Genomic DNA, 19,185 nt, shown 5'->3' with positions numbered 1-19,185 from the left:
GGTTCCTCCGTCAATAAGAGAAAGATCGACAATGGCACGAACTGGCCCCAAAAACTCAGCGCTCAGGGTGCTGGTCTGGCTCGGCGTAATTATCGCCGTGCTGACCGCAGTGCTGGCCGGCGGCACCATGTCCGGGCAGGCAAGCTGGGCTCCCAAGCTGGCGCTGGACCTTGAAGGCGGCACGCAGATGATCCTGGCGCCCAAGGTTGAGGGCAATTCGGACATTAATGAGGAGCAGCTCAACCAGGCGGTGTCCATCATTCGCCAGCGCGTTGATGGTTCCGGTGTGGCTGAGGCGGAAATCAGCACCCAGTCGGGCCGGAACGTTGTGGTCAGCCTTCCGGGCACCCCGTCATCCCAGACCCGGGCCCTGATCCAGGCGTCGGCGGACATGAACTTCCGCCCCGTCCTGCTGAATGGACCGGGCGCCGCTGTTCCCGCTGAGTCGCAGACGCCTGAGGAGCAGCTGCCCAAGCCCACGGCCGAGCCTGCCAACAGCAGCGACATCAACTGGATCACCCCTGAGCTCTACCGCCAGTTCGAGAGCCTTGACTGTGACAACCCGTCCCAGGACCGGCAGGAACGTTCAGACCCCACCAAGCCTCTGGTGACATGTGAGCCCGCCACGGCGTCGTCGCCCGCGGTCAAGTACATCCTCGGTCCCGTCGAGGTTAAGGGCACCAACATCGTGACGTCCTCGTTCCAGCTTCAGCAGGGCGCGCAGGGTGCTGTCACGAACGAATGGGCCGTCAACATCCAGTTCAACGATGAAGGCACCGCGAAGTTCAAAGAGGTCACAGAGCGCCTGAACCAGTTCTACGTCGCTGCCGGCGGTGACGCCGGAACCGACCCCAAGGCCCAGTTCGCCATTGTCCTGGATGACCAGGTCATCTCTGCTCCCCGCGCCCTTGCCGTCATCACCGACGGGCGGCCGCAGATCACCGGCGGATTCACCGAGCAGACAGCGAAGGCACTGTCCGACCAGCTCCGCTTTGGCGCGCTTCCCATCAGTTTCGAAATTCAGAGCGAGCAGCAGATTTCCGCAACCCTCGGTGGCGAACAGCTCCGTATGGGACTCCTCGCCGGTGTGATCGGCCTGCTCCTGGTGGTGGTGTACTCGCTGTTCCAGTACCGTGCGCTGGGCTTTGTCACCATTGCCTCCCTGGCGGTAGCCGGTGTGCTGACGTACCTCGCTATCGCAATCCTGGGCTGGACCGAGAACTATCGGCTCTCCCTGGCAGGCGTCGCCGGCATCATCGTGGCCATTGGCCAGACCGCTGACTCCTTCATTGTTTACTTCGAACGAATCCGTGATGAGCTTCGCGAGGGCCGCGGCCTGGTTTCCGCAGTCGAGAATGGCTGGAAGCGGGCCAAACGCACTGTGCTGGCCTCGAAGGCCGTGAACCTGCTGGCTGCCCTGGTGCTGTACTTCGTGGCTGTTGGCAACGTCCGCGGCTTCGCTTTCACCCTCGGGCTCACGGCCATCGCCGACCTCATCGTGGTGTTTATGTTCACCCACCCCACGCTGCGGTTGCTGGCACGCACCAAATTCTTCGGCGAGGGCCACCGTTTCTCCGGCCTTGACCCGAAGCGCCTTGGCGCAGTTCCGCTTTACCGTGGAGCCGGGCGCCTGCGCACCCCCGAGGCCAAGCCCTCGGTGGTCCGTGCCAAGAACAGCGGAGCAGCAGCGGAGGCAGAACGCAGGATGACCATCGCGGAACGCCGCCTAGCTGAAAAGCAGGAGCAGCTCGCTGGCTCCTCCAAGAGCGCAGCCAAGGAGAACAAGTAATGTCCAGCTTTGCCAATTTCGGTAACGAGCTCTACACCGGCAAGCGCTCCTACGACTTCGTGGGTGCCAAGAAAATCTGGTTCCTCATCGCGGCGGTTGCCGTTGCCCTGTCCATCCTGATCCCGGTCGCCAAGGGCGGGTTCAATCTGGGGATCGAGTTCCGTGGCGGTTCCGAGTTCACCGTCTCGAATGTCAAGACCACCGACGCTGCCGCCGGCGAAAAAGCGGTCCAGGACGTTGTGGCCGGCAGCATTCCCCGGGTGGCCAACGTGGCCGGCACCACCATGCGCATCCAGACTGACAAGCTCACGGATGAAGAGACCCTCAAGATCAAAGAGGGCCTCACCGCCGCCTATGGCGTGACCGACAACGAGGTGACATCCACCTTTGTGGGACCGACGTGGGGAGCTGACGTCACCAAACAGGCCCTGCTGGGGCTTGTGATCTTTGTGGTCTTGGCGGCCGTGCTGATGGCGCTGTACTTCAGGACCTGGAAAATGTCGCTCTCCGCGATTGCGGGCATGGCGGTGACCATGTTCATTACCGCCGGAGTTTACGCACTCAGTGACTTTGAAGTGACACCGTCAGCCATCATCGGCTTCCTGACTGTGCTCAGCTACTCGCTGTATGACACGGTGGTGGTGTTCGATAAGATCCGTGAGAACACGGCCGACATTGATGCCTCAACCCGCCGTACCTTTGGTGAAGAGGTCAACCTCGCCGTGAACCAGACCTTGGTGCGCTCCATCAACACCATGATGGTTGCCATCCTGCCCGTTGGTGCCATCCTCTTCATTGGTGCCGGGCTGCTGGGGGCGGGCACCCTTCGCGACCTTTCGCTGGCGCTGTTCGTCGGGATCCTGATCGGAACGGCCGCCACCATCTTCATCGCCGCACCGATGTACGCCTGGTTGCGCCAGAACGAACCAGAACTGGTGAAGCAGGCCAAACGCGTGGAGCACCGCCGGGCAGAGACGGCGTCACGGGCAGCTGCTCCGGCAGCGCCCGCCCAAGCCTGAGCGAAACCTGCAGGAGCGGGCCGGAATGTATCGGACTACCGATGCATTCCGGCCCGTTCGCATTTAAGTGCCGGTTACAAATGTGTACTGACGGAGGAATAGACTGAAGTAATTAAACGGGTTGTGAGGGGTGCTTCATTGGAAGAACGTTCGGCGTCGGCGCCAACGGCAAACGGGGATAACAGTCCAGGCTCCGGACCGCAGACCGGGCTGGCCGCTTCCGGCCGCCCCGGCCCGGTGATTCCCGTGGACAATTCCGGTTCGCGTGCCACCTTTCCCGGCCGCCGGGAACGGACCCGCTCCCGGCTCGCACGCCTCACAGGGCGCAGTGCGGTCAATTATTCACCCATCCTTGAGCCGCTGCTGCGGACCGTCCGGGCGAACAACCCCAAAGAAGACTTTGACCTCATCCAGCGCGCCTTCGACGTCGCCGAGCGCAGCCACCGCGGCCAGAAACGCAAGAGCGGCGACCCCTACATCACCCACCCCGTGGCTGTTGCGACCATTCTGGCTGAACTCGGGCTGAGCGGCACTACCCTCGCCGCCGCACTCCTCCATGACACGGTGGAGGACACCCCGTACACGCTGGCGGACCTGAAGCGGGACTTCGGGCCGGAAGTCGCCATGCTGGTGGACGGCGTGACAAAGCTGGACAAAGTCAGTTTCGGTGAAGCTGCCCAGTCAGAGACAGTGCGCAAGATGGTCGTGGCCATGGCCAAGGACATCCGCGTCCTAATGATCAAGCTGGCGGACAGGCTGCACAATGCCCGTACCTGGCGTTTCGTCTCGGCCGAATCCTCCGCCCGCAAGGCGCGCGAAACCCTGGAGATCTTCGCACCCCTGGCCCACCGCCTCGGGATGAACACCATCAAGTGGGAGTTGGAGGACCTGTCCTTCGCGGCCCTCTATCCCAAGGTCTATGAGGAAATCGTCCGGATGGTGGGGGACCGCACCCCGGAGCGGGAGAAGAGCCTGGGGGTCATCCGGGACCAGATCACCGAGGACCTCAGGACCGCGCGGATCAAGTCCACCATTACCGGCAGGCCCAAGCACTATTACTCGATTTACCAGAAGATGATCGTGCGGGACAAGGACTTCGACGACATCAACGACCTCATGGGTGTCCGGGTGCTGGTGGATTCGGTCCGGGACTGTTATGCCGCGCTGGGCACCATGCATTCGCGCTGGAATCCGCTGCCCGGACGGTTCAAGGACTACATCGCGATGCCCAAGTTCAACATGTACCAGTCCCTCCACACCACCGTGATCGGCCCGGGCGGAAAGCCTGTGGAGATCCAGATCCGGACTCACGAAATGCACCGGCGCGCAGAGTACGGCGTGGCGGCACACTGGAAGTACAAGGACCAGCCAAACCGGACGGCCACCGGACCGGGCAGCCCACGCGACGGCGACATGGGCTGGCTCAGGTCCCTGGTGGACTGGCAGCAGGAAACCTCCGATCCCGGCGAATTCCTGGACTCCCTGCGCTTTGAGATCAATGCCCGGGAGGTGTTTGTCTTTACCCCAAAGGGCGAGGTCATGGCCCTGCCTGCCGGATCCACCCCGGTGGACTTTGCCTACGCCGTGCATACCGAAGTGGGGCACCGCACCATCGGCGCCAGGGTGAACGGCAAGCTGGTTCCGCTGAACAGCGAGCTCAACCATGGCGACTGGGTAGAAATCTTCACGTCGAAAGCAGAAGGAGCCGGCCCCAGCCAGGACTGGCAGCACTTCGTTAAGAGCGCCAGGGCCCGGAACAAGATCCGTCAGTGGTTCAGCAAGGAACGCCGCGAAGAGGCGATTGACCGTGGCAAGGAACTGTTGACGCGGGCCATGCGGAAACAGAACCTTCCCCTCCAGCGCCTGATGACACATGAAGCCCTGGCGGCAGTGGCCGCTGACTTCAAATACGTGGACATCTCTGGCCTGTACGCCGGCGTGGGTGACGGACACACGTCAGCCCAGTCCGTGATGGAAAAGCTCGTCGAAAGCCTTGGCGGCAACGAGAGCACCGACGAAGACATCACCGAAGTCAGTATCCCCACGCAGGTCACCAAGGCCCGGTTCTCGGATTCCGGCGTGGTGGTCCGCGGCGTGGGGGACGTCTGGGTGAAGCTGGCCCGCTGCTGCACCCCGGTTCCGCCCGATCCGATCCTCGGGTTTGTTACCCGGGGCTCCGGTGTTTCAGTGCACCGTACGGACTGCACCAACATCTCGGACCTTAAGGACCAGCCGGACAGGATTGTTGATGTGGACTGGGCCCCCACGCAGTCCAGTGTTTTCCTGGTGGAGATCCAGGTTGAAGCCCTGGACCGTAAGTCGCTGCTGTCCGATGTGACCCGGGTCCTCTCTGACAACCATGTGAACATCCTCGCCGCCAGCGTGCATACCTCCACGGACCGGGTGGCAATCTCAAAGTTCGCGTTCGAGATGGGCGACCCCAAGTACCTGAGCCACGTCCTCAGCGCTGTCCGGCGGATCGACGGCGTCTTTGACGTTTACAGGACCACAGGCAACAAGCGCCGGAGCTAGCAGGGCAAGCTTTTCCAGCGCGGCCTTCTTATGGGGCACCCTTGGCGTCGATTCAATGGCCAGGATCAGGAGGCGCAGCCTCACGTCCTTTTCGGGCCGGGCAAGCAGCCCCTCCAAAGCCGGGATTGCCCGCTGGGGTTCCACATGCAGGGCAATGTCCAGGGCTGTCCGCAGGGGACTGGAGACCATCAGACCACCGAGACTGACGACGTCGAACGGGCCGAGCCTGACTTCGTGGAGCGTGCATCCGCGGGTGTTCCGCAGGCTGGAGACCCGGCGTTTCGCGTCCACCAGGAGTGCCAGCCGGTCCGGCTCCGCCGCACAGCCGTAGATCCAGGCAGCAGTCATCCGCCCGGCAACCACCCGCTGCCTGATGGCTGCCGGCACGTAGTTGGCCGCTGCCCTGGCGCGCAGCTGGGGTGAAGTGTGAACGTCCGGAAGTGAATACCCCTGCTGGTGGAACCTGGCCAGCACGCCGTCCGCAGCAAGCGATTGGAGTTCCGGCCAGCTAAAAGGCCGCCCCGGCGAATAGAGGTCAGGGTATTCGGGTGGGGACGCTGCTGCCATTCAGCTATTTTGCCGTGGTTGCCCCCAACGAGACAGGTCCGGCGCCGGTTATGTGGATAACCGGCGCCGGACCTGCGTTACGCTGATCTGCTCATGCCGTGCATTGGTTCCGCCCGGCGGACGGAGGGAATGGCAACCTAGGAGAGTTCGCTCGCTGAACGCTGGATCTGGTCCAACCAGGCCTGCCGTGCCTCGAGCGCTTCCCGGGCGGACTTGATCTTGTGCTGGTCGCCGGCTTTCTCGGCCTTGGCCAGGTCGTCCTGCAGACCGGCGATGGCTGCCTCCAGCTGGGACAGGGCGCTGTTGGTGCGGGCCTTGGTCTCAGGGTTGGACCGCTGCCAGTTTTCCTCTTCGGCGTGCCGGACGGCGTCTTCCACCTTGCGGAGGCCCGCCTCGATCCGTCCCATATCCGCACGGGGGACCTTGCCGGCCTCTTCCCAGCGGTCACGGACCGACTGGAGCGCCTTCTTGGCGGCGGCCAGATCCTTGACGGGGAGGATGGCGTTCGCTTCAACCAGGAGCGCTTCCTTCACGGTAAGGTTCGCCGCGTACTCCTGGTCGATTTCCTCGTTGGCGGCCTGCCGTGATGTGAAGAAAACATCCTGTGCAGCGCGGAAGCGGGCCCACAGGGCGTCGTCGTCCTTCCGGCTGGCACGCGGGGAGGCTTTCCATTCATCCATCAGGCGGCGGTATTCGCCCGCGGCGTACCCCCAGTCCGTTGACGTGGAGAGGGCCTCAGCCTCAGCGATGAGCTTTTCCTTGGCTGATTTCGCGGCCGAGTTGTTGCTGTCCAGCTGGGAGAAGTATGCCCTGCGGTGGCGGTCAAAAACGGTGCGCGCAGCACGGAAGCGCTTCCACAGGGCGTCTTCGTTGCTGCGGCCCAGCCGTACACCGCTCTTCTGCGCCGTCTTCCAGCTTTCGAACAGTTCGTTCATCCGGGCGCTGGAGGTCTTCCACTGGATCTGGGAAGGGTCCTGGCCGGAGATTTCCTCAGCCTCAGCCACGATCGCTTCCCGAGCGGCCAGCTCTGAGGCGCGGACGGCGTCGTGCTCTGCCTTTTCGGACTTTTCCAGTTCAGAAATCTGTTCAGAGAGCCTGTCCAGGCGCGCCTCTGCCGCACGCAGGTCACCCACCATGTTCCGCTCGGCAAGCTGCTCGCGGAGGTGGTTCACGGTCTTCTGCATGTCCGTGCTGGGCGCCTTGGAACTGACGCGCTGCTCGAGGAGGACGATCTGGGCTACAACGTCGTCGTATTTCCTTGCGAAGTAAGCCAGGGCCTCGTCATCGCTGACCCCGGGGTACTGGCCCACGGGGTGCTCTTCACCGTCGATGGTCAGGAAGACGTGGCCGTCGCCCTCGACGCGGCCCCAGCGTGCGGCTTCTGCCAGCGAGGTTGCCGATGCCACCGGTGCCGGAGCTGCTGCGGGTGCCGCGGCGGCCGGCTTGGGACGGGCTGCGAAAGCTGCGGGCGACGGTGCCGGACGCGGTGCCGGAGCGGGCACCGGCGCAGCTGCGGCCGCGGCTGTTTCTTCTGCAGCTGATTCCTCTGTAGCGGGGGCTTCTGCAGCTGATTCTTCAGCAGCGGGGCCCTGAGCAGGTGCACCGGCTTCCGCGGGCGCCTCAGATTCGGCTGGTGCCTCGGATTCGGCACGCGCCTCAGCACGCGCGTCCTCCATGGCCGGCGCCTCAGCGGCGGCGTCCTCTGCGGGTGCATCCTCCGCGGGGGATTCGGCGGCTTCTTCAGCGGCAGGCTCCTGGGGTGCAGCGTCCGGCACCACGGCCTCTTCAGCCTGTTCTGATTCGGCTTGCTCTGACTCAGCTTGTTCGGATTCAGCCGGCTCGGCTTCGGCTGCTGCGGATTCGCTAGCTTCCGGGGCCTGTTCCACGGGGGACTCCGCGGCTGCCGGTTCGGCAACAGCCTCGTCAGCCGCTCCCTCGTCGACCGCAGGCACGACGGCCACGGTCTCGTCACGTGCTGCGTCGCCGGCCGCGGCCTGCCCAGCAGCGGTCCCGTCTACCGCAGGCGCCGTCGCCTCGGTCAGGTCTGCTGCTGTTTCGTCGGATTTCTGACTGTCTGTCACCGCTAAAAGTCTTTCGCTTGGAGGGAAATACTCACGTACTGCACCGCAGTCCCAAGGACCGGGCTTCCTACTTCAGAGAAAACGAGTCTATCGTGACTGGTTCCGCGGGTGCGCCGTCTGTGGGATTTCCGCCTTCCGCGATTCCGGCGGCGGCTATATTCGTCACCACGTCCAGTCCTGATGTCACCCTGCCCACGACGCTGTAACCGCCGGCCGTATCGGCCGGTATGACGGTGTCCTTGTAGACGATGAAGAACTGGGTCCCGTTCCCATAGGCATTGTTTCCGGACCTGGCAACGGCAATGGTGCCGGCAGGATAGGTGTTGTCCGCGGGCGTGTTTTCCAGCGGGCCCCAGTTGTAGTCCGGGTCCGAGGCGCCGTCACCGGTCTTGGACCCGCACTGAAGCAGGCCGAAGGTTTCGCCCGTAGCCAGCCGGTGGCAGTTGGACCCGTTGTAATAGCCCTGGTCACTCAAGGACTTGAAAACGGCAGCAGCCTGCGGTGCCTTGGTGCCGTCGAGTTCCACCCCTACCGTCCCCCTGTTCAGCATCAACTCGCCGGTAAATACCTTGTCGGCTGCGATGTCGGGTGCCGGAATGTTGGCGGCGTTGGTGGGTGGGGCGGACGGCGTGGGGGAGGCAGACGGCGTCTTGAGCCCGGCTTCAGCTGCCGCGAACTCCTCTTCGGTGGGATTGCCGGCAAACGCGGTGAGCTGAAGCACGACGGCGAGCACCACCGCGGCGGTACCCGCGCCGACGGCGATGATATTGTCCCGCTTGCGCCGTTTCTCCTGCTCCCGCCGCAGCTCGCGCTTTGCCTCCATCTGCTGGATGCGCCGTTTGGCTTCGCGGGCACTGCGTGAACTGGCCGCCAAGGGATCCTCCTGTTTGTCTGGCTGCGGTACGGCCCGCCTGGACGGCCGCGCGCAGGATGTCTGACGGCATCGGTAGGGCGCCCTGTTCCGCCCCATTAGAGATGCAGGCGGAAGGCGCATAAACTGACTGCCGCACATAGTTTATGCATGACTGGCTGGACTGCCGCCGTTCTGGCTCCGTTTCGGCCCGAATGCCGGGCAAGTCCCAGGCACCCTTCATCAAGAGGAGAATTTCCACCATGGCACGCACCGCCTCCCTGTCCGGCTTCCCCGAGTGGCTTCCCGAGGAGCGGCTGGTGGAGCTGCACGTGCTGGATACGCTGCGCCGGGTTTTCGAGCTGCACGGCTTTGCCTCGATCGAGACGCGGGCCGTTGAAACTGTGGGCCAGCTGCTGCGGAAGGGCGAGATTGACAAGGAAGTCTATGGCCTGAGCCGTCTTCAGGATGATGAGGACGACTCCAAGGCGGGCAAACACGATCCCCACGCCCTGGCCCTGCACTTCGACCTCACGGTGCCCTTTGCCAGGTACGTGGTGGAAAATGCCGGTTACCTTGCCTTCCCGTTCCGGCGTTACCAGATCCAGAAGGTCTGGCGCGGCGAACGTCCCCAGGAGGGCCGCGCCCGGGAATTCACCCAGGCAGACATCGATGTAGTGGGCGACGGCGAGCTGCCGTTCCGCTATGACGTGGAGATCGCGCTGGTCATTGCCGAGGCGCTCAGTGCCCTGCCCATTCCGGACTTCCGGCTGCGCATCAACAACCGCAAACTGGCCGAAGGCTTCTACCGGGGCATTGGCCTCGATGACACCGCAGGGGTGCTGCGCAGCATCGACAAGCTGGAAAAGATCGGTCCCGCCAAGGTGGCCGAACTCCTGAAGACCGAGCTCGGCGCCACAGATGAACAGGCCCACGCCGCGCTGCAGCTGGCCGCAATCCGCACCGAAGACACGTCATTTGTGGCGCAGGTCCGCGCGCTTGGTGTCAGCAACGACCTGCTGGAAGAGGGCTTGAACGAACTTGAACAGGTGATCGAGGCGGCGGTGCAGCGTGCGCCCGGCAAGGTCGTGGCTGATCTCAGCATCGCCCGCGGCCTGGACTACTACACGGGAACGGTGGTGGAAACCGTGCTGGTGGGGCACGAGCAGCTGGGGTCCATCTGCTCCGGCGGCCGTTATGACGCACTGGCCAGCAAAGGCAACCGCAAGTTTCCCGGCGTCGGCCTGTCCATTGGAGTCACACGGCTGGTGTCGAGGATCCTCAGCCAGGACTTGGCCAAGGCGTCGCGTTCGGTACCCACAGTTGTCCTGGTCGCCCTCACCAACGACGACAGCTGGGGTGCGGCCCAGGACGTCGCGGCCCAGCTTCGGGAACGCGGAATCGCCACCGAGGTGGCGGCCAAGGCCGAGAAGTTCGGCAAGCAGATCAAGTTCGCTGACCGCCGCGGAATTCCATTCGTCTGGTTCACGGACGACGACGGCAATCACCAGGTCAAGGACATCCGTTCCGGAGACCAGGCCGACGCCGACCCCGCACGGTGGACTCCGCCGTCGGAAGACCTTTCTGTCCAGGTGAAAACGGTGGCGGCGCAGCCGGTCTGAGCGACCAGTCAACCGAAACGGGGCACTTCGACACGGACTCGCCGCGCCGTGAGCCGGTTTCGGTCGTCCGGCGGAGCAAAGTGCCCCACGACGGCTGGAGTCAGCGGCGCAGCCGGAGCACCAGGAAACGCCCAGCAACCCCTGCAGCCAGCACCAAGGCCATGCCCAGCACCGACATGGCCGGCAGGGTGAAGGCCAGGAGCAGGCAGCTGAAGAAGCCCACGCCATTGAGCCACCGTGGCGCGTGTCCGGGGTGCTCGGCCAGGGTGTAGGCGGCAGCGTTGGCCACCGCGTAGTAGATCAGCACGCCAAAGCTGGAGAATCCCACCACGGTCATCACGTCCGTGGTCAGCAGCAGGAGAATTACGACGGCGCCCACTGTCAGTTCCGCGACAAAGGGAACCGTGTGCTTGCCCCCAACACGCGCCAACGGGCCGGGCAGGTCGCGTTCCCGGGCCATGGCCAGGGTGGTCCTGCCCACTCCCGTAATCAACGCCAGGAGGGCGCCCAGGCACGCCGCCGCCGCGCCGGCCTGAACAAGGGGAGCGCCCGCAGCCAATCCGGAGTGCAGAACAGCATCCAGCAGGGGCGCTCGTGAGGCAGCGAGCTGGCCGCCAGGCAGATGGTTCAGCAGCAGCAGCGCCAGCGCCAGATAGATGGCAAAGGCAGCGGCAAGGGCCGCGAGAATGGCGCGGGGAATGGTCTTGGCCGGATCCTTGACCTCTTCGCCCAACGTCGCAATCCGCGCGTAACCGGCAAAGGCGAAGAACATCAGGCCTGCGGCGGGCAGAACACCCCCGGCGCCACCCAAGGCATCGGTGTCCGCTGCAGTTACGGCAGGGTGCGGGCCAACAACACTGGCGATCGCCACAAAAATGAGGGTTGCAAGCACAACACACAGGAGGATCCTGGTCAGCAGCGCCGTGCGGGTGATCCCCAGCAGGTTGACCACCGTCAAGGCCACTACCGCAGCCACCGCCACCGGGACGGCGTAGGCCGGGGCGATGTAGTGTCCGAACGTCAGGGCCATGGCTGCGCACGAAGCGGTCTTGCCTGTCACGAAACCCCAGCCGGCCAGGAAGCCGGGCCATTCGCCCAGACGCTCCCGGCCATAAACGTACGTGCCGCCGCTTGACGGATACCGGGCGGCAAGTTCCGCCGAGGCGACGGCGTTGCAATAGGCCACTGCCCCGGCGATCAGCACCGACAGCACCAGGAAGTTGCCCGCCAGGGCCGTGGCCGGAGCGAAGACAACGAACACGCCAGCCCCCAGCATGGAACCAAGGCCGATGGAGGTGGCATCGAAGACGCCGAGCCTGCGCTGAAGTTGCTGATGCGCGGTCATGGAGCCGGTAGTCCCTCTCGAACGGGTAAACTCAGACAGGATCGTTCCCGGAACGATCCTATTCAATTTCACTCTGCTTTCCCGCTGTCTCCTTCAGAAAGGCGTGCTGTGCTGCGCACACATGACCTCGGATCCCTTCGCTCCGAGCACATTGGACAAACCGTAACCCTGGCCGGCTGGGTGGGCCGCCGTCGTGATCACGGTGGTGTCGCATTCGTGGACCTGCGCGATGCCTCCGGCGTTGCCCAGGTTGTGGTGCGTGAGGAAGAGGTCTTCCACGGTCTGCGCAATGAGTACGTCCTGCAGGTCACCGGCACCGTCTCCAAGCGGCCCGAGGGCAACGAGAACCCGGCGCTGGCCACCGGCGAGATCGAGGTCATGGCGGACAAGGTGGTCATTCTCAACACCTCTGAACCCCTGCCGTTCCAGATTGACGAACACGTTGAAGTGGGCGAGGAAGCACGCCTGAAGCACCGCTACCTGGACCTGCGCCGCCCTGGCCCCAGCCGCAACCTCCGGCTGCGCTCCGAAGCCAACCGGGTAGCCCGCGAGCTGCTTCACACCGAGGGCTACGTCGAGATCGAAACACCCACCCTGACGCGCTCGACGCCGGAAGGCGCCCGGGACTTCGTGGTTCCCGCCCGCCTGGCGCCGGGTTCCTGGTATGCGCTTCCGCAGTCACCGCAGCTTTTCAAGCAGCTGCTGCAGGTGGGCGGCTTCGAGAAGTACTACCAGATTGCCCGCTGCTACCGGGATGAGGACTTCCGCGCAGACCGCCAGCCGGAGTTCACCCAGTTGGACATCGAAGCCAGCTTCGTGGACCAGGACGACATCATTGCCCTGGGCGAAAACATCGTGAAGGCTGTGTGGAAGCTGATCGACGTCGAGATCCCCACGCCGATCCAGCGCATCACCTATGCGGACGCCATGGCGCGGTACGGCTCTGACAAGCCCGACCTTCGTTTCGGCGTGGAACTGACCGAGCTCACCGAATTCTTCAAGGACACCAACTTCGGCGTCTTCAAGGCCCCGTATGTCGGCGCCGTGGTGATGCCCGGCGGCGCCTCGCAGCCACGGCGAACCCTGGACGGCTGGCAGGAATTCGCCAAGCAGCGCGGGCACAAGGGTCTTGCCTACGTCCTCTTCAAGGAAGACGGGGAACTGGCCGGGCCGGTTGCCAAGAACCTGACCGACGCCGAGCGCGATGGCCTGGCGGATGCCGTGGGCGCCAAGCCCGGCGACTGCATCTTCTTTGCGGCCGGCGAGAAGTCTTCGGCGCGCGCCCTCCTCGGTGCTGCACGTGTGGAAATCGGCTACCGGACCGGACTGATCGACCCCAGCGCCTGGGCCTTCTGCTGGGTGGTTGACGCGCCGATGTTCGAACCGGCTGCTGCCGCCGTGGCCTCTGGCGACGTGGCTGTTGGTGCCGGCAAGTGGACAGCAGTCCACCACGCCTTCACCTCACCCAAGCCCGAGTTCCTGGCGACGTTCGACAAGGACCCGGAATCGGCTTTGTCCTACGCCTACGACATCGTCTGCAACGGCAACGAAATCGGCGGCGGATCCATCCGTATCCACGAGCGCGATGTCCAGGAACGTGTCTTTGAACTGATGGGCCTGGATAAGGAAGACGCCCAGACAAAGTTCGGCTTCCTGCTGGAGGGCTTCAAGTTCGGCGCTCCGCCGCACGGCGGCATCGCCTTTGGCTGGGACCGCGTGGTGGCACTTCTGGCCGGTGTCGAATCCATCCGCGATGTCATTGCCTTCCCGAAGACCGGCAACGGCTACGACCCGCTGACCCAGGCACCCGCTCCCATCACCGCGCAGCAGCGCAAGGAAGCCGGCGTGGACTTCAAGCCGGAAGCCAAAAAGGCGTAGGAGACAGGTCCGGCCCGCACCCAGTACCGGCGGCCCTGCCGCCGTCACAACAGCATGAACTGAAGGCTCCCCTGGACTGAACTGCTCAGACAGGGGAGCCTTCAGCGCTTAGTGCCCCCAGTCATCGGCCAGGAGGAAACCGTGCAGCCCACGATGGAAAAATACGAGGCCCTGATGGATGCGGCCTGGCCTGCCCCCGAGCGGCATGACACGGGGGAGTGGACGCTCCGGGCCGCGGGCGGTGTGACGCAAAGGGCCAATTCTGTGTGGCCCCAAACCGAAGCCCGGGACATTCCCGCTGCCGTCCGCGACGCTTCACTGTGGTACCGGCGCCGGAGGCTGCCCGCGATCTACCAGGTCACCGACACTCCGCGCAACGCAGCCCTGAACGCGGTGCTGGATGCGCAGGGCTACACGCACCAGTCGGAAACCCTGATCATGTCCCGCGGCTCCGGTTCGACGAGCCGAACGGCTCCAGTGACCCCGCCAGGCGGCCCGGCAGCGGAATTGTCGGACCAGCCCACCGCTGAGTGGCTTGACTTGTGGTGGGGCGTTGACGGCCGGGGCGGCGCGCCTGAACTGGAAACCGCCCGCACCATCCTGACCGGGTGTCCCTCCCTGTACTCACTGGTGAGGACCGACGACGGCGATCCGGCCGCCGTCGGACGCTTGGCCCTTCCTGCCGCAGGGGAGAGCGGTTATGGAGGCATCTACGGGATGGCTACCCGGCCTGGGTTGCGCCGCCAAGGGCTGGCGGGCCGGGTGCTGCATTCACTCATGGAAGGTGCAGCGGAAGCCGGCGCCGAAGAGCTGTGGCTGCTGGTGACGGCGGCGAACTCCGGGGCGCAGGCTCTTTACGCAAAAGCAGGCTTCCGGGAAACCGGCCGGTACGCGTACCGGCAGGAGCGGCCCAAACGGCACCTGACCGGCTGCTGAAGTTGTAGGAGTTTTTGTCCATTTATAGCGACTTTGACCCCGGCAAAGTCAAGTGGTGAGAGCAACGCGCGGGTTATGCCGCTGTTTGCAGCAGCTGGTTTAGCCGGTTGGCTGGGGTTTGTAGGTTCAGGGTCGGCCTGGGCCGGCGGTTGAGTGTCGCGGCGACGCGGCGGAGGTCCTCCGGTGTGTGGGCCGAGAGGTCGGAGCCTTTCTCGAACCAGAACCTCAGGAGCCGGTTGGTGTTTTCGTTGGTGCCGCGCTGCCAGGGCGAGTGCGGGTCGCAGAAATACAGCGTGGTTTCCAAGGCTGTCTGGATCTTCGCGTAGCCTGCCAGTTCGGAGCCGCGGTCCCAGGTGATGGAGCGGCGCAGATGATCCGGGAGGTTCGCCATCTCCCGGATCATCGCTGCGGCGACGGTCTCGGCGCTGTGGTCCCCGGGCAGGTGCAGCAGGATCGTGAACCGGGTTGAGCGTTCCACGAGGGTGCCGATAGCGGTCCCGTCAGAACCGATGATCAGATCGCCTTCCCAATGCCCCGGGATGGCCCGGTCCTGGACTTCGGCGGGTCGTTCACTGATCTTGAACGCCTCTTTGTAGGGGCTGTTCTTGCGCCGGTCAGCGATGTGCGGGACGCGCTGTTTACGTTTCAGGCTGAGGTTTTCGGCCAGGTCTTTGCGCAGACTTCCGCGGGTTTGGACGTACAGCGCCTGGTAGATCGTCTCGTGGCTCACCTGCATAGTCTGGTCACCGGCGAAGTAAAACGCCAACATCGACGAGATCAGTTTCGGGCTCCACCCCTCATCCATCCAGAAGGCGATCAGCCGGCACAGGTCCTCGTCCTCGATGAGCTTGAAGGGCTTGGGCCGGCGCCGTGCCTGATGCGCCTTGGCGTGCGCAACTTTGGCGTGATACCTGCCGCCGGCGTCGGAGTTACGTTTCACCTCCCGCCAGATGACGGACCTGTCCCGGCCGACCGCTTTGCCAATCTGGGCGTAACCCATCCCGGCCTCCACGCCCATCTGGATCATCCCCCTCTCGGCTTCCGTCAACGTCCGCCCGCCCGGGCCTTCCGCACCCGGCGCCGGGTCCGCCAGACCGCCAACGACCCCCATCTTCACTTTCATCTGACCAGACTCGGCCCACCACTTCTTCCCGGTCCCGCGGGAGGCCGCGACACGCCGTGCAGCCTCGCTCACAGACGCGCCGGAGCACACCAGATCAAGAAAATCACCACGGACATTGGCAGGAAACAACTTCGGCATCAAACGCTCCATCATTCAGAGCGTTGCAACCACCATATGAATCTGCCCCCGTCAAAGTCGCTATAAGTGGACAAAAACTCAGGGGGGTGGGGGCATTACGACGGCGGGTCGGTTACCTGGATCCGCACCGCGCAGGCATCCACTGCCGCCTTCTGAACCACCGCTGCTTTGGGGTCAGGCACATCGAGATAGGCGAGCCGCGGCAGCCGGGCATAGGCCGAGAGGCGCGGATCCTCCAACACCAGGCCAACCAACGTGCGGTCTCCGCCCGGCACAACATACTCAAAGGACTGGCCGGAGAATACCAGCCGGGCCTGCTCGGCGGCGGCCTGCAACAGCGAATCAGCCTGGTTGGACCGGCGCCGGGCAAACCTTTGCTGCGACTGGCCTCCGGCGGCCGTCCGTGACTGCACATACTTGGAACCCACTTTGGAGGCGAGGAGGACGCCCTCGCTGGCCACCGCAAGGCCGTAACCTCCACGTCGGACCAGCACAAGGGCGATCCGCCGCGGCTGGGAAGCAAGGGCCGCCAGCCGTTCCAATTCGTCCGCCCCGCGCCCCGGACGGCCATCCACCGGCCAGGGAGCCTGGAGGAGCGCAGTGGCGCCGTCTGCAGCGGTGAGCCGGACGCCGTCATCCTCCTCCGTGAGTCCGAAACCGCCGTGGGCCGCACTGAAGCGGCCTGCCCAGCCCAGCAATCTGGACCCCGGCACAAAGGCCGTCCGGACGGACGCGGGACGTCCGCCACCGGTAGGGGCGTTTGCGGTCATTGCTGGATCCTTTGGGATGAATGAATGAATGGATGGATGGCTGGCGGGGAACTGGGAATTTGATGGGCGAACTGGAAGTAGCCTATCTATGTGGATGATCTCTTCGGCCAAGGGCCCGGTAATGACGACGACGAAGGCACTGAACCGTCGCCGGCCGGTGGAACGGCGGGCAGGTCCGCTTCGGGGTCCAAGGCCTCGCCGCGCAGCCCCCTTGCCGTCAGGATGCGGCCGCGTACATTGGATGACGTTGTTGGCCAGCAGCACCTGCTGGGGCAAGGGTCACCGCTGCGCCAGCTTGCCGCGGGCGCCAACGCAGCAGGGCCTGCCGGTCCCAGCTCGCTGATCCTCTGGGGCCCGCCCGGAACCGGGAAAACAACCCTGGCCCATGTGATCGCCAGGGGGCCGGGGCGGAAGTTCGTGGAGCTGTCCGCGATCACCGCCGGGGTCAAGGACGTGCGGCGCGTGATGGACGACGCTTTGACTGCCAGGGACCTGTACAAGACCACCACAGTCCTCTTCCTCGATGAGATCCACCGCTTCAACAAAGCCCAGCAGGATGCCCTGCTGCCGGGGGTGGAAAACCGGTGGGTAGTCCTGGTGGCGGCAACTACGGAGAATCCGTCCTTCTCTGTTGTCTCGCCGCTTCTGTCCAGGTCCATCCTGCTGACGCTCAAGCCCCTGACCGACGAGGATATCGAGGGGCTGCTCGTCCGGGCTGTCACTGACGTACGCGGGCTCAATGGGAAGGTGGAGCTCAGCGCGGAGGCGCTGGCCCACCTGGTGCGGCTTTCCGGCGGGGACGCTCGGCGGGCCCTGACCGCCCTGGAGGCCGCGGCAGGTGTTGCGTTTGGCGACGCCGACGACGCCGACAGCGCAGTGGGCGGAACGGAGGCGCCCATCATGGTGGAGCTGAAGCACACGGAACGGGCCCTGGACGTGGCAGCTGTCCGGTACGACCGGGCAGGCGACCAGCACTATGACGTGGCCAGCGCCTTCATCAAATCCATCCGCGGCTCCGATGTGGATGCGGCCCTGCACTATCTGGCCCGGATGCTGGAGGCGGGGGAGGACCCGCGGTTTGTGGCCCGCCGGATTGTGATCTCGGCCGCCGAAGACGTGGGCATGGCGGATCCCACCGCACTCCAGACTGCGGTGGCAGCTGCGCAGGCCGTCCAGCTGATCGGCATGCCGGAGGGTCGGATCGTCCTTGCCGAGGCTGTGGTGCACCTGGCCACCGCACCAAAATCCAACGCCGCCTACATGGGAATCAACAAAGCGGTTGCCGACATCCGGGCAGGACTGGGCAACGGGATACCCGCCCATCTGCGCGACGCCCACTATCCAGGGTCAAAACAACTGGGGCACGGGCTCGGCTACAAATACGCCCACGATGCCCCGCACTCGGTAGCCACCCAGCAGTATCCGCCCGATGACCTCGTGGACCGGAACTACTACGAACCCACGGCCAACGGCGCGGAACGGGATATTGCCGTACGGCTTGAACGGCTTCGAAAGATCGTCCGCGGCGACTGAGCCCGTCGTAAGGACATTGCCGGCCTGCTGGGGGAAATAGGGGAAAACTGGGGAACGCTGGTAAGATTGTCCGTTGTCTGGCAAGGCACAGACGCACACCCCCGCTGATTTCAGTATTCCATGCTGTTTGGTTGGGGTTGCCCTGTGCCCAGTAGCAAAAGGCAGCGGTTGGCCGATGCTCTCCATCGTGGAGGCCAGTAACACTGACACACCGCAGATATTGGAAGGACACAAGTGGCTAACAACACTCGTGCTCGCCGTACAGCACGCCTCTCGCGTGCACTCGGCATCGCTCTGACCCCCAAGGCCGCCAAGTACATGGAGCGCCGTCCGTACGGCCCCGGTGAGCACGGCCGTGCCCGCAAGAAGCAGGACTCCGACTACGCCGTACGTCTGCGCGAAAAGCAGCGTCTGCGCGCCCAGTACGGCATCCGCGAAGCCCAGATGACCCGTGCCTTCGAAGAAGCACGCCGCACCAAGGGCCTGACCGGTGAAAACCTGATCGAACTGCTCGAAATGCGTCTTGACGCCCTCGTGCTGCGTGCAGGTTTCGCCCGCACCATCGCCCAGGCCCGCCAGCTCGTGGTGCACCGCCACATCCTGGTTGACGGCATCCGCGTTGACCGCCCGTCCTTCCGCGTAGGCGAAGGCCAGCTGGTCCACGTCCACAGCCGCAGCGAAACCATGGTTCCGCTCCAGGTTGCAGCAGCCGGCGCACACCGCGACGTCCTGCCCCAGGTTCCGGCCTACCTGGACGTCAAGCTTGACGCCCTGCAGGCACGCCTGGTCCGCCGCCCGAAGCGCTCTGAGGTTCCCGTAACCTGCGAAGAGCAGCTCGTCGTCGAATTCTACGCACGCTAGATTTCAGCAGCGCATCCAAAGAAGCCCGTGGCAAGCGCCGCGGGCTTCTTTGTATGTAAGGTACTTGGGGGACATCTGCGGAACGCGCGGCGTGCGCAGACGCAGTTGGAGCAGATCCACAGAATTTCGAGGAGATGAATG

Annotated in this window: 14 protein-coding genes; 8 read left to right on the top strand and 6 right to left on the bottom strand. The window is 64.5% G+C overall.

Going from position 1 to position 19,185, the window contains the following annotated elements:
• The first annotated feature begins 31 nt into the window (after nt 1–31).
• From secD to M1E17_RS13580, 3 genes are all read left to right on the top strand, one after another.
• Nucleotides 32–1,789 (top strand): protein translocase subunit SecD, encoded by a 1,758-nt coding sequence (secD, locus tag M1E17_RS13590; RefSeq protein ID WP_457962552.1) that lies wholly within the window; start codon nt 32–34, stop codon nt 1,787–1,789.
• Nucleotides 1,789–2,808 carry a protein translocase subunit SecF gene (gene secF / locus M1E17_RS13585; protein WP_457962551.1) on the top strand — a complete coding sequence of 340 codons (1,020 nt, stop codon included), beginning with the start codon at nt 1,789–1,791 and terminating at the stop codon, nt 2,806–2,808. Before secD ends, secF begins: the two co-directional genes overlap by 1 nt.
• 138 nt (nt 2,809–2,946) lie before the next feature.
• Nucleotides 2,947–5,340, top strand: coding sequence for a RelA/SpoT family protein (locus M1E17_RS13580; protein WP_457962550.1), 2,394 nt, complete (start codon nt 2,947–2,949; stop codon nt 5,338–5,340).
• Here M1E17_RS13580 and M1E17_RS13575 read toward each other — a convergent pair.
• From M1E17_RS13575 to M1E17_RS13565, 3 genes are all read right to left on the bottom strand, one after another.
• Nucleotides 5,221–5,907, bottom strand: coding sequence for a hypothetical protein (locus tag M1E17_RS13575; protein ID WP_457962549.1), 687 nt, complete (start codon nt 5,905–5,907; stop codon nt 5,221–5,223). The two genes, M1E17_RS13580 and M1E17_RS13575, sit on opposite strands and share 120 nt — an antisense overlap.
• A gap of 137 nt (nt 5,908–6,044) precedes the next feature.
• Nucleotides 6,045–7,583, bottom strand: a complete 1,539-nt coding sequence (locus tag M1E17_RS13570) for a DUF349 domain-containing protein (protein ID WP_457967748.1) — start codon at nt 7,581–7,583, stop codon at nt 6,045–6,047.
• A gap of 472 nt (nt 7,584–8,055) precedes the next feature.
• The gene (locus tag M1E17_RS13565; protein ID WP_457962548.1) at nt 8,056–8,862 is read right to left on the bottom strand and encodes a peptidylprolyl isomerase; all 807 of its coding nucleotides are present in this window, start codon (nt 8,860–8,862) and stop codon (nt 8,056–8,058) included.
• Nucleotides 8,863–9,101: 239 nt separating this feature from the next.
• Here M1E17_RS13565 and hisS point away from each other — a divergent pair, with 239 nt between their 5' ends.
• Nucleotides 9,102–10,460 (top strand): histidine--tRNA ligase, encoded by a 1,359-nt coding sequence (hisS, locus tag M1E17_RS13560; protein WP_457962547.1) that lies wholly within the window; start codon nt 9,102–9,104, stop codon nt 10,458–10,460.
• A 100-nt stretch (nt 10,461–10,560) separates the two neighbouring features.
• Here hisS and M1E17_RS13555 read toward each other — a convergent pair whose 3' ends face one another.
• Nucleotides 10,561–11,805 (bottom strand): APC family permease, encoded by a 1,245-nt coding sequence (locus M1E17_RS13555; RefSeq protein WP_457962546.1) that lies wholly within the window; start codon nt 11,803–11,805, stop codon nt 10,561–10,563.
• A gap of 108 nt (nt 11,806–11,913) precedes the next feature.
• On the opposite strand from M1E17_RS13555, the gene aspS reads away from it, so the two are divergent.
• Both aspS and M1E17_RS13545 read left to right on the top strand, forming a co-directional pair.
• Nucleotides 11,914–13,683 carry an aspartate--tRNA ligase gene (gene aspS / locus M1E17_RS13550; protein WP_457962545.1) on the top strand — a complete coding sequence of 590 codons (1,770 nt, stop codon included), beginning with the start codon at nt 11,914–11,916 and terminating at the stop codon, nt 13,681–13,683.
• A 141-nt stretch (nt 13,684–13,824) separates the two neighbouring features.
• Complete coding sequence (locus tag M1E17_RS13545) at nt 13,825–14,619, top strand: GNAT family N-acetyltransferase (protein WP_457962544.1); 795 nt, start codon at nt 13,825–13,827, stop codon at nt 14,617–14,619.
• Nucleotides 14,620–14,692: 73 nt separating this feature from the next.
• Here M1E17_RS13545 and M1E17_RS13540 read toward each other — a convergent pair whose 3' ends face one another.
• Together M1E17_RS13540 and M1E17_RS13535 are read right to left on the bottom strand one after the other, a co-directional pair.
• Nucleotides 14,693–15,880, bottom strand: a complete 1,188-nt coding sequence (locus tag M1E17_RS13540) for an IS30 family transposase (RefSeq protein WP_457962543.1) — start codon at nt 15,878–15,880, stop codon at nt 14,693–14,695.
• 95 nt (nt 15,881–15,975) lie between these two features.
• Nucleotides 15,976–16,650, bottom strand: coding sequence for an acVLRF1 family peptidyl-tRNA hydrolase (locus M1E17_RS13535; RefSeq protein ID WP_457962542.1), 675 nt, complete (start codon nt 16,648–16,650; stop codon nt 15,976–15,978).
• 90 nt (nt 16,651–16,740) lie between these two features.
• On the opposite strand from M1E17_RS13535, the gene M1E17_RS13530 reads away from it, so the two are divergent.
• Complete coding sequence (locus M1E17_RS13530) at nt 16,741–18,183, top strand: replication-associated recombination protein A (protein ID WP_457962541.1); 1,443 nt, start codon at nt 16,741–16,743, stop codon at nt 18,181–18,183.
• Between the two features lie 234 nt (nt 18,184–18,417).
• Nucleotides 18,418–19,044, top strand: a complete 627-nt coding sequence (gene rpsD, locus M1E17_RS13525; RefSeq protein ID WP_111905420.1) for a 30S ribosomal protein S4 — start codon at nt 18,418–18,420, stop codon at nt 19,042–19,044.
• The last annotated feature ends 141 nt before the right edge of the window (nt 19,045–19,185 follow it).

This window comes from Arthrobacter sp. D1-29 (assembly GCF_054130585.1).
The sequence above is the reverse complement of the archived record's forward strand: the minus strand, read 5'-3'. Positions and strand labels throughout refer to the sequence as shown.

What these genes read in the sequence shown, in the direction of transcription:
- secD (WP_457962552.1), top strand. Translation starts at nt 32, where the DNA reads ATGGCACGAACTGGCCCCAAAAACTCAGCGCTCAGGGTGCTGGTCTGG.
- secF (WP_457962551.1), top strand. Translation starts at nt 1,789, where the DNA reads ATGTCCAGCTTTGCCAATTTCGGTAACGAGCTCTACACCGGCAAGCGC.
- M1E17_RS13575 (WP_457962549.1), bottom strand. Translation starts at nt 5,907, where the DNA reads ATGGCAGCAGCGTCCCCACCCGAATACCCTGACCTCTATTCGCCGGGG.
- M1E17_RS13570 (WP_457967748.1), bottom strand. Translation starts at nt 7,583, where the DNA reads ATGGAGGACGCGCGTGCTGAGGCGCGTGCCGAATCCGAGGCACCAGCC.
- hisS (WP_457962547.1), top strand. Translation starts at nt 9,102, where the DNA reads ATGGCACGCACCGCCTCCCTGTCCGGCTTCCCCGAGTGGCTTCCCGAG.
- M1E17_RS13555 (WP_457962546.1), bottom strand. Translation starts at nt 11,805, where the DNA reads ATGACCGCGCATCAGCAACTTCAGCGCAGGCTCGGCGTCTTCGATGCC.
- M1E17_RS13540 (WP_457962543.1), bottom strand. Translation starts at nt 15,880, where the DNA reads ATGCCGAAGTTGTTTCCTGCCAATGTCCGTGGTGATTTTCTTGATCTG.
- M1E17_RS13535 (WP_457962542.1), bottom strand. Translation starts at nt 16,650, where the DNA reads ATGACCGCAAACGCCCCTACCGGTGGCGGACGTCCCGCGTCCGTCCGG.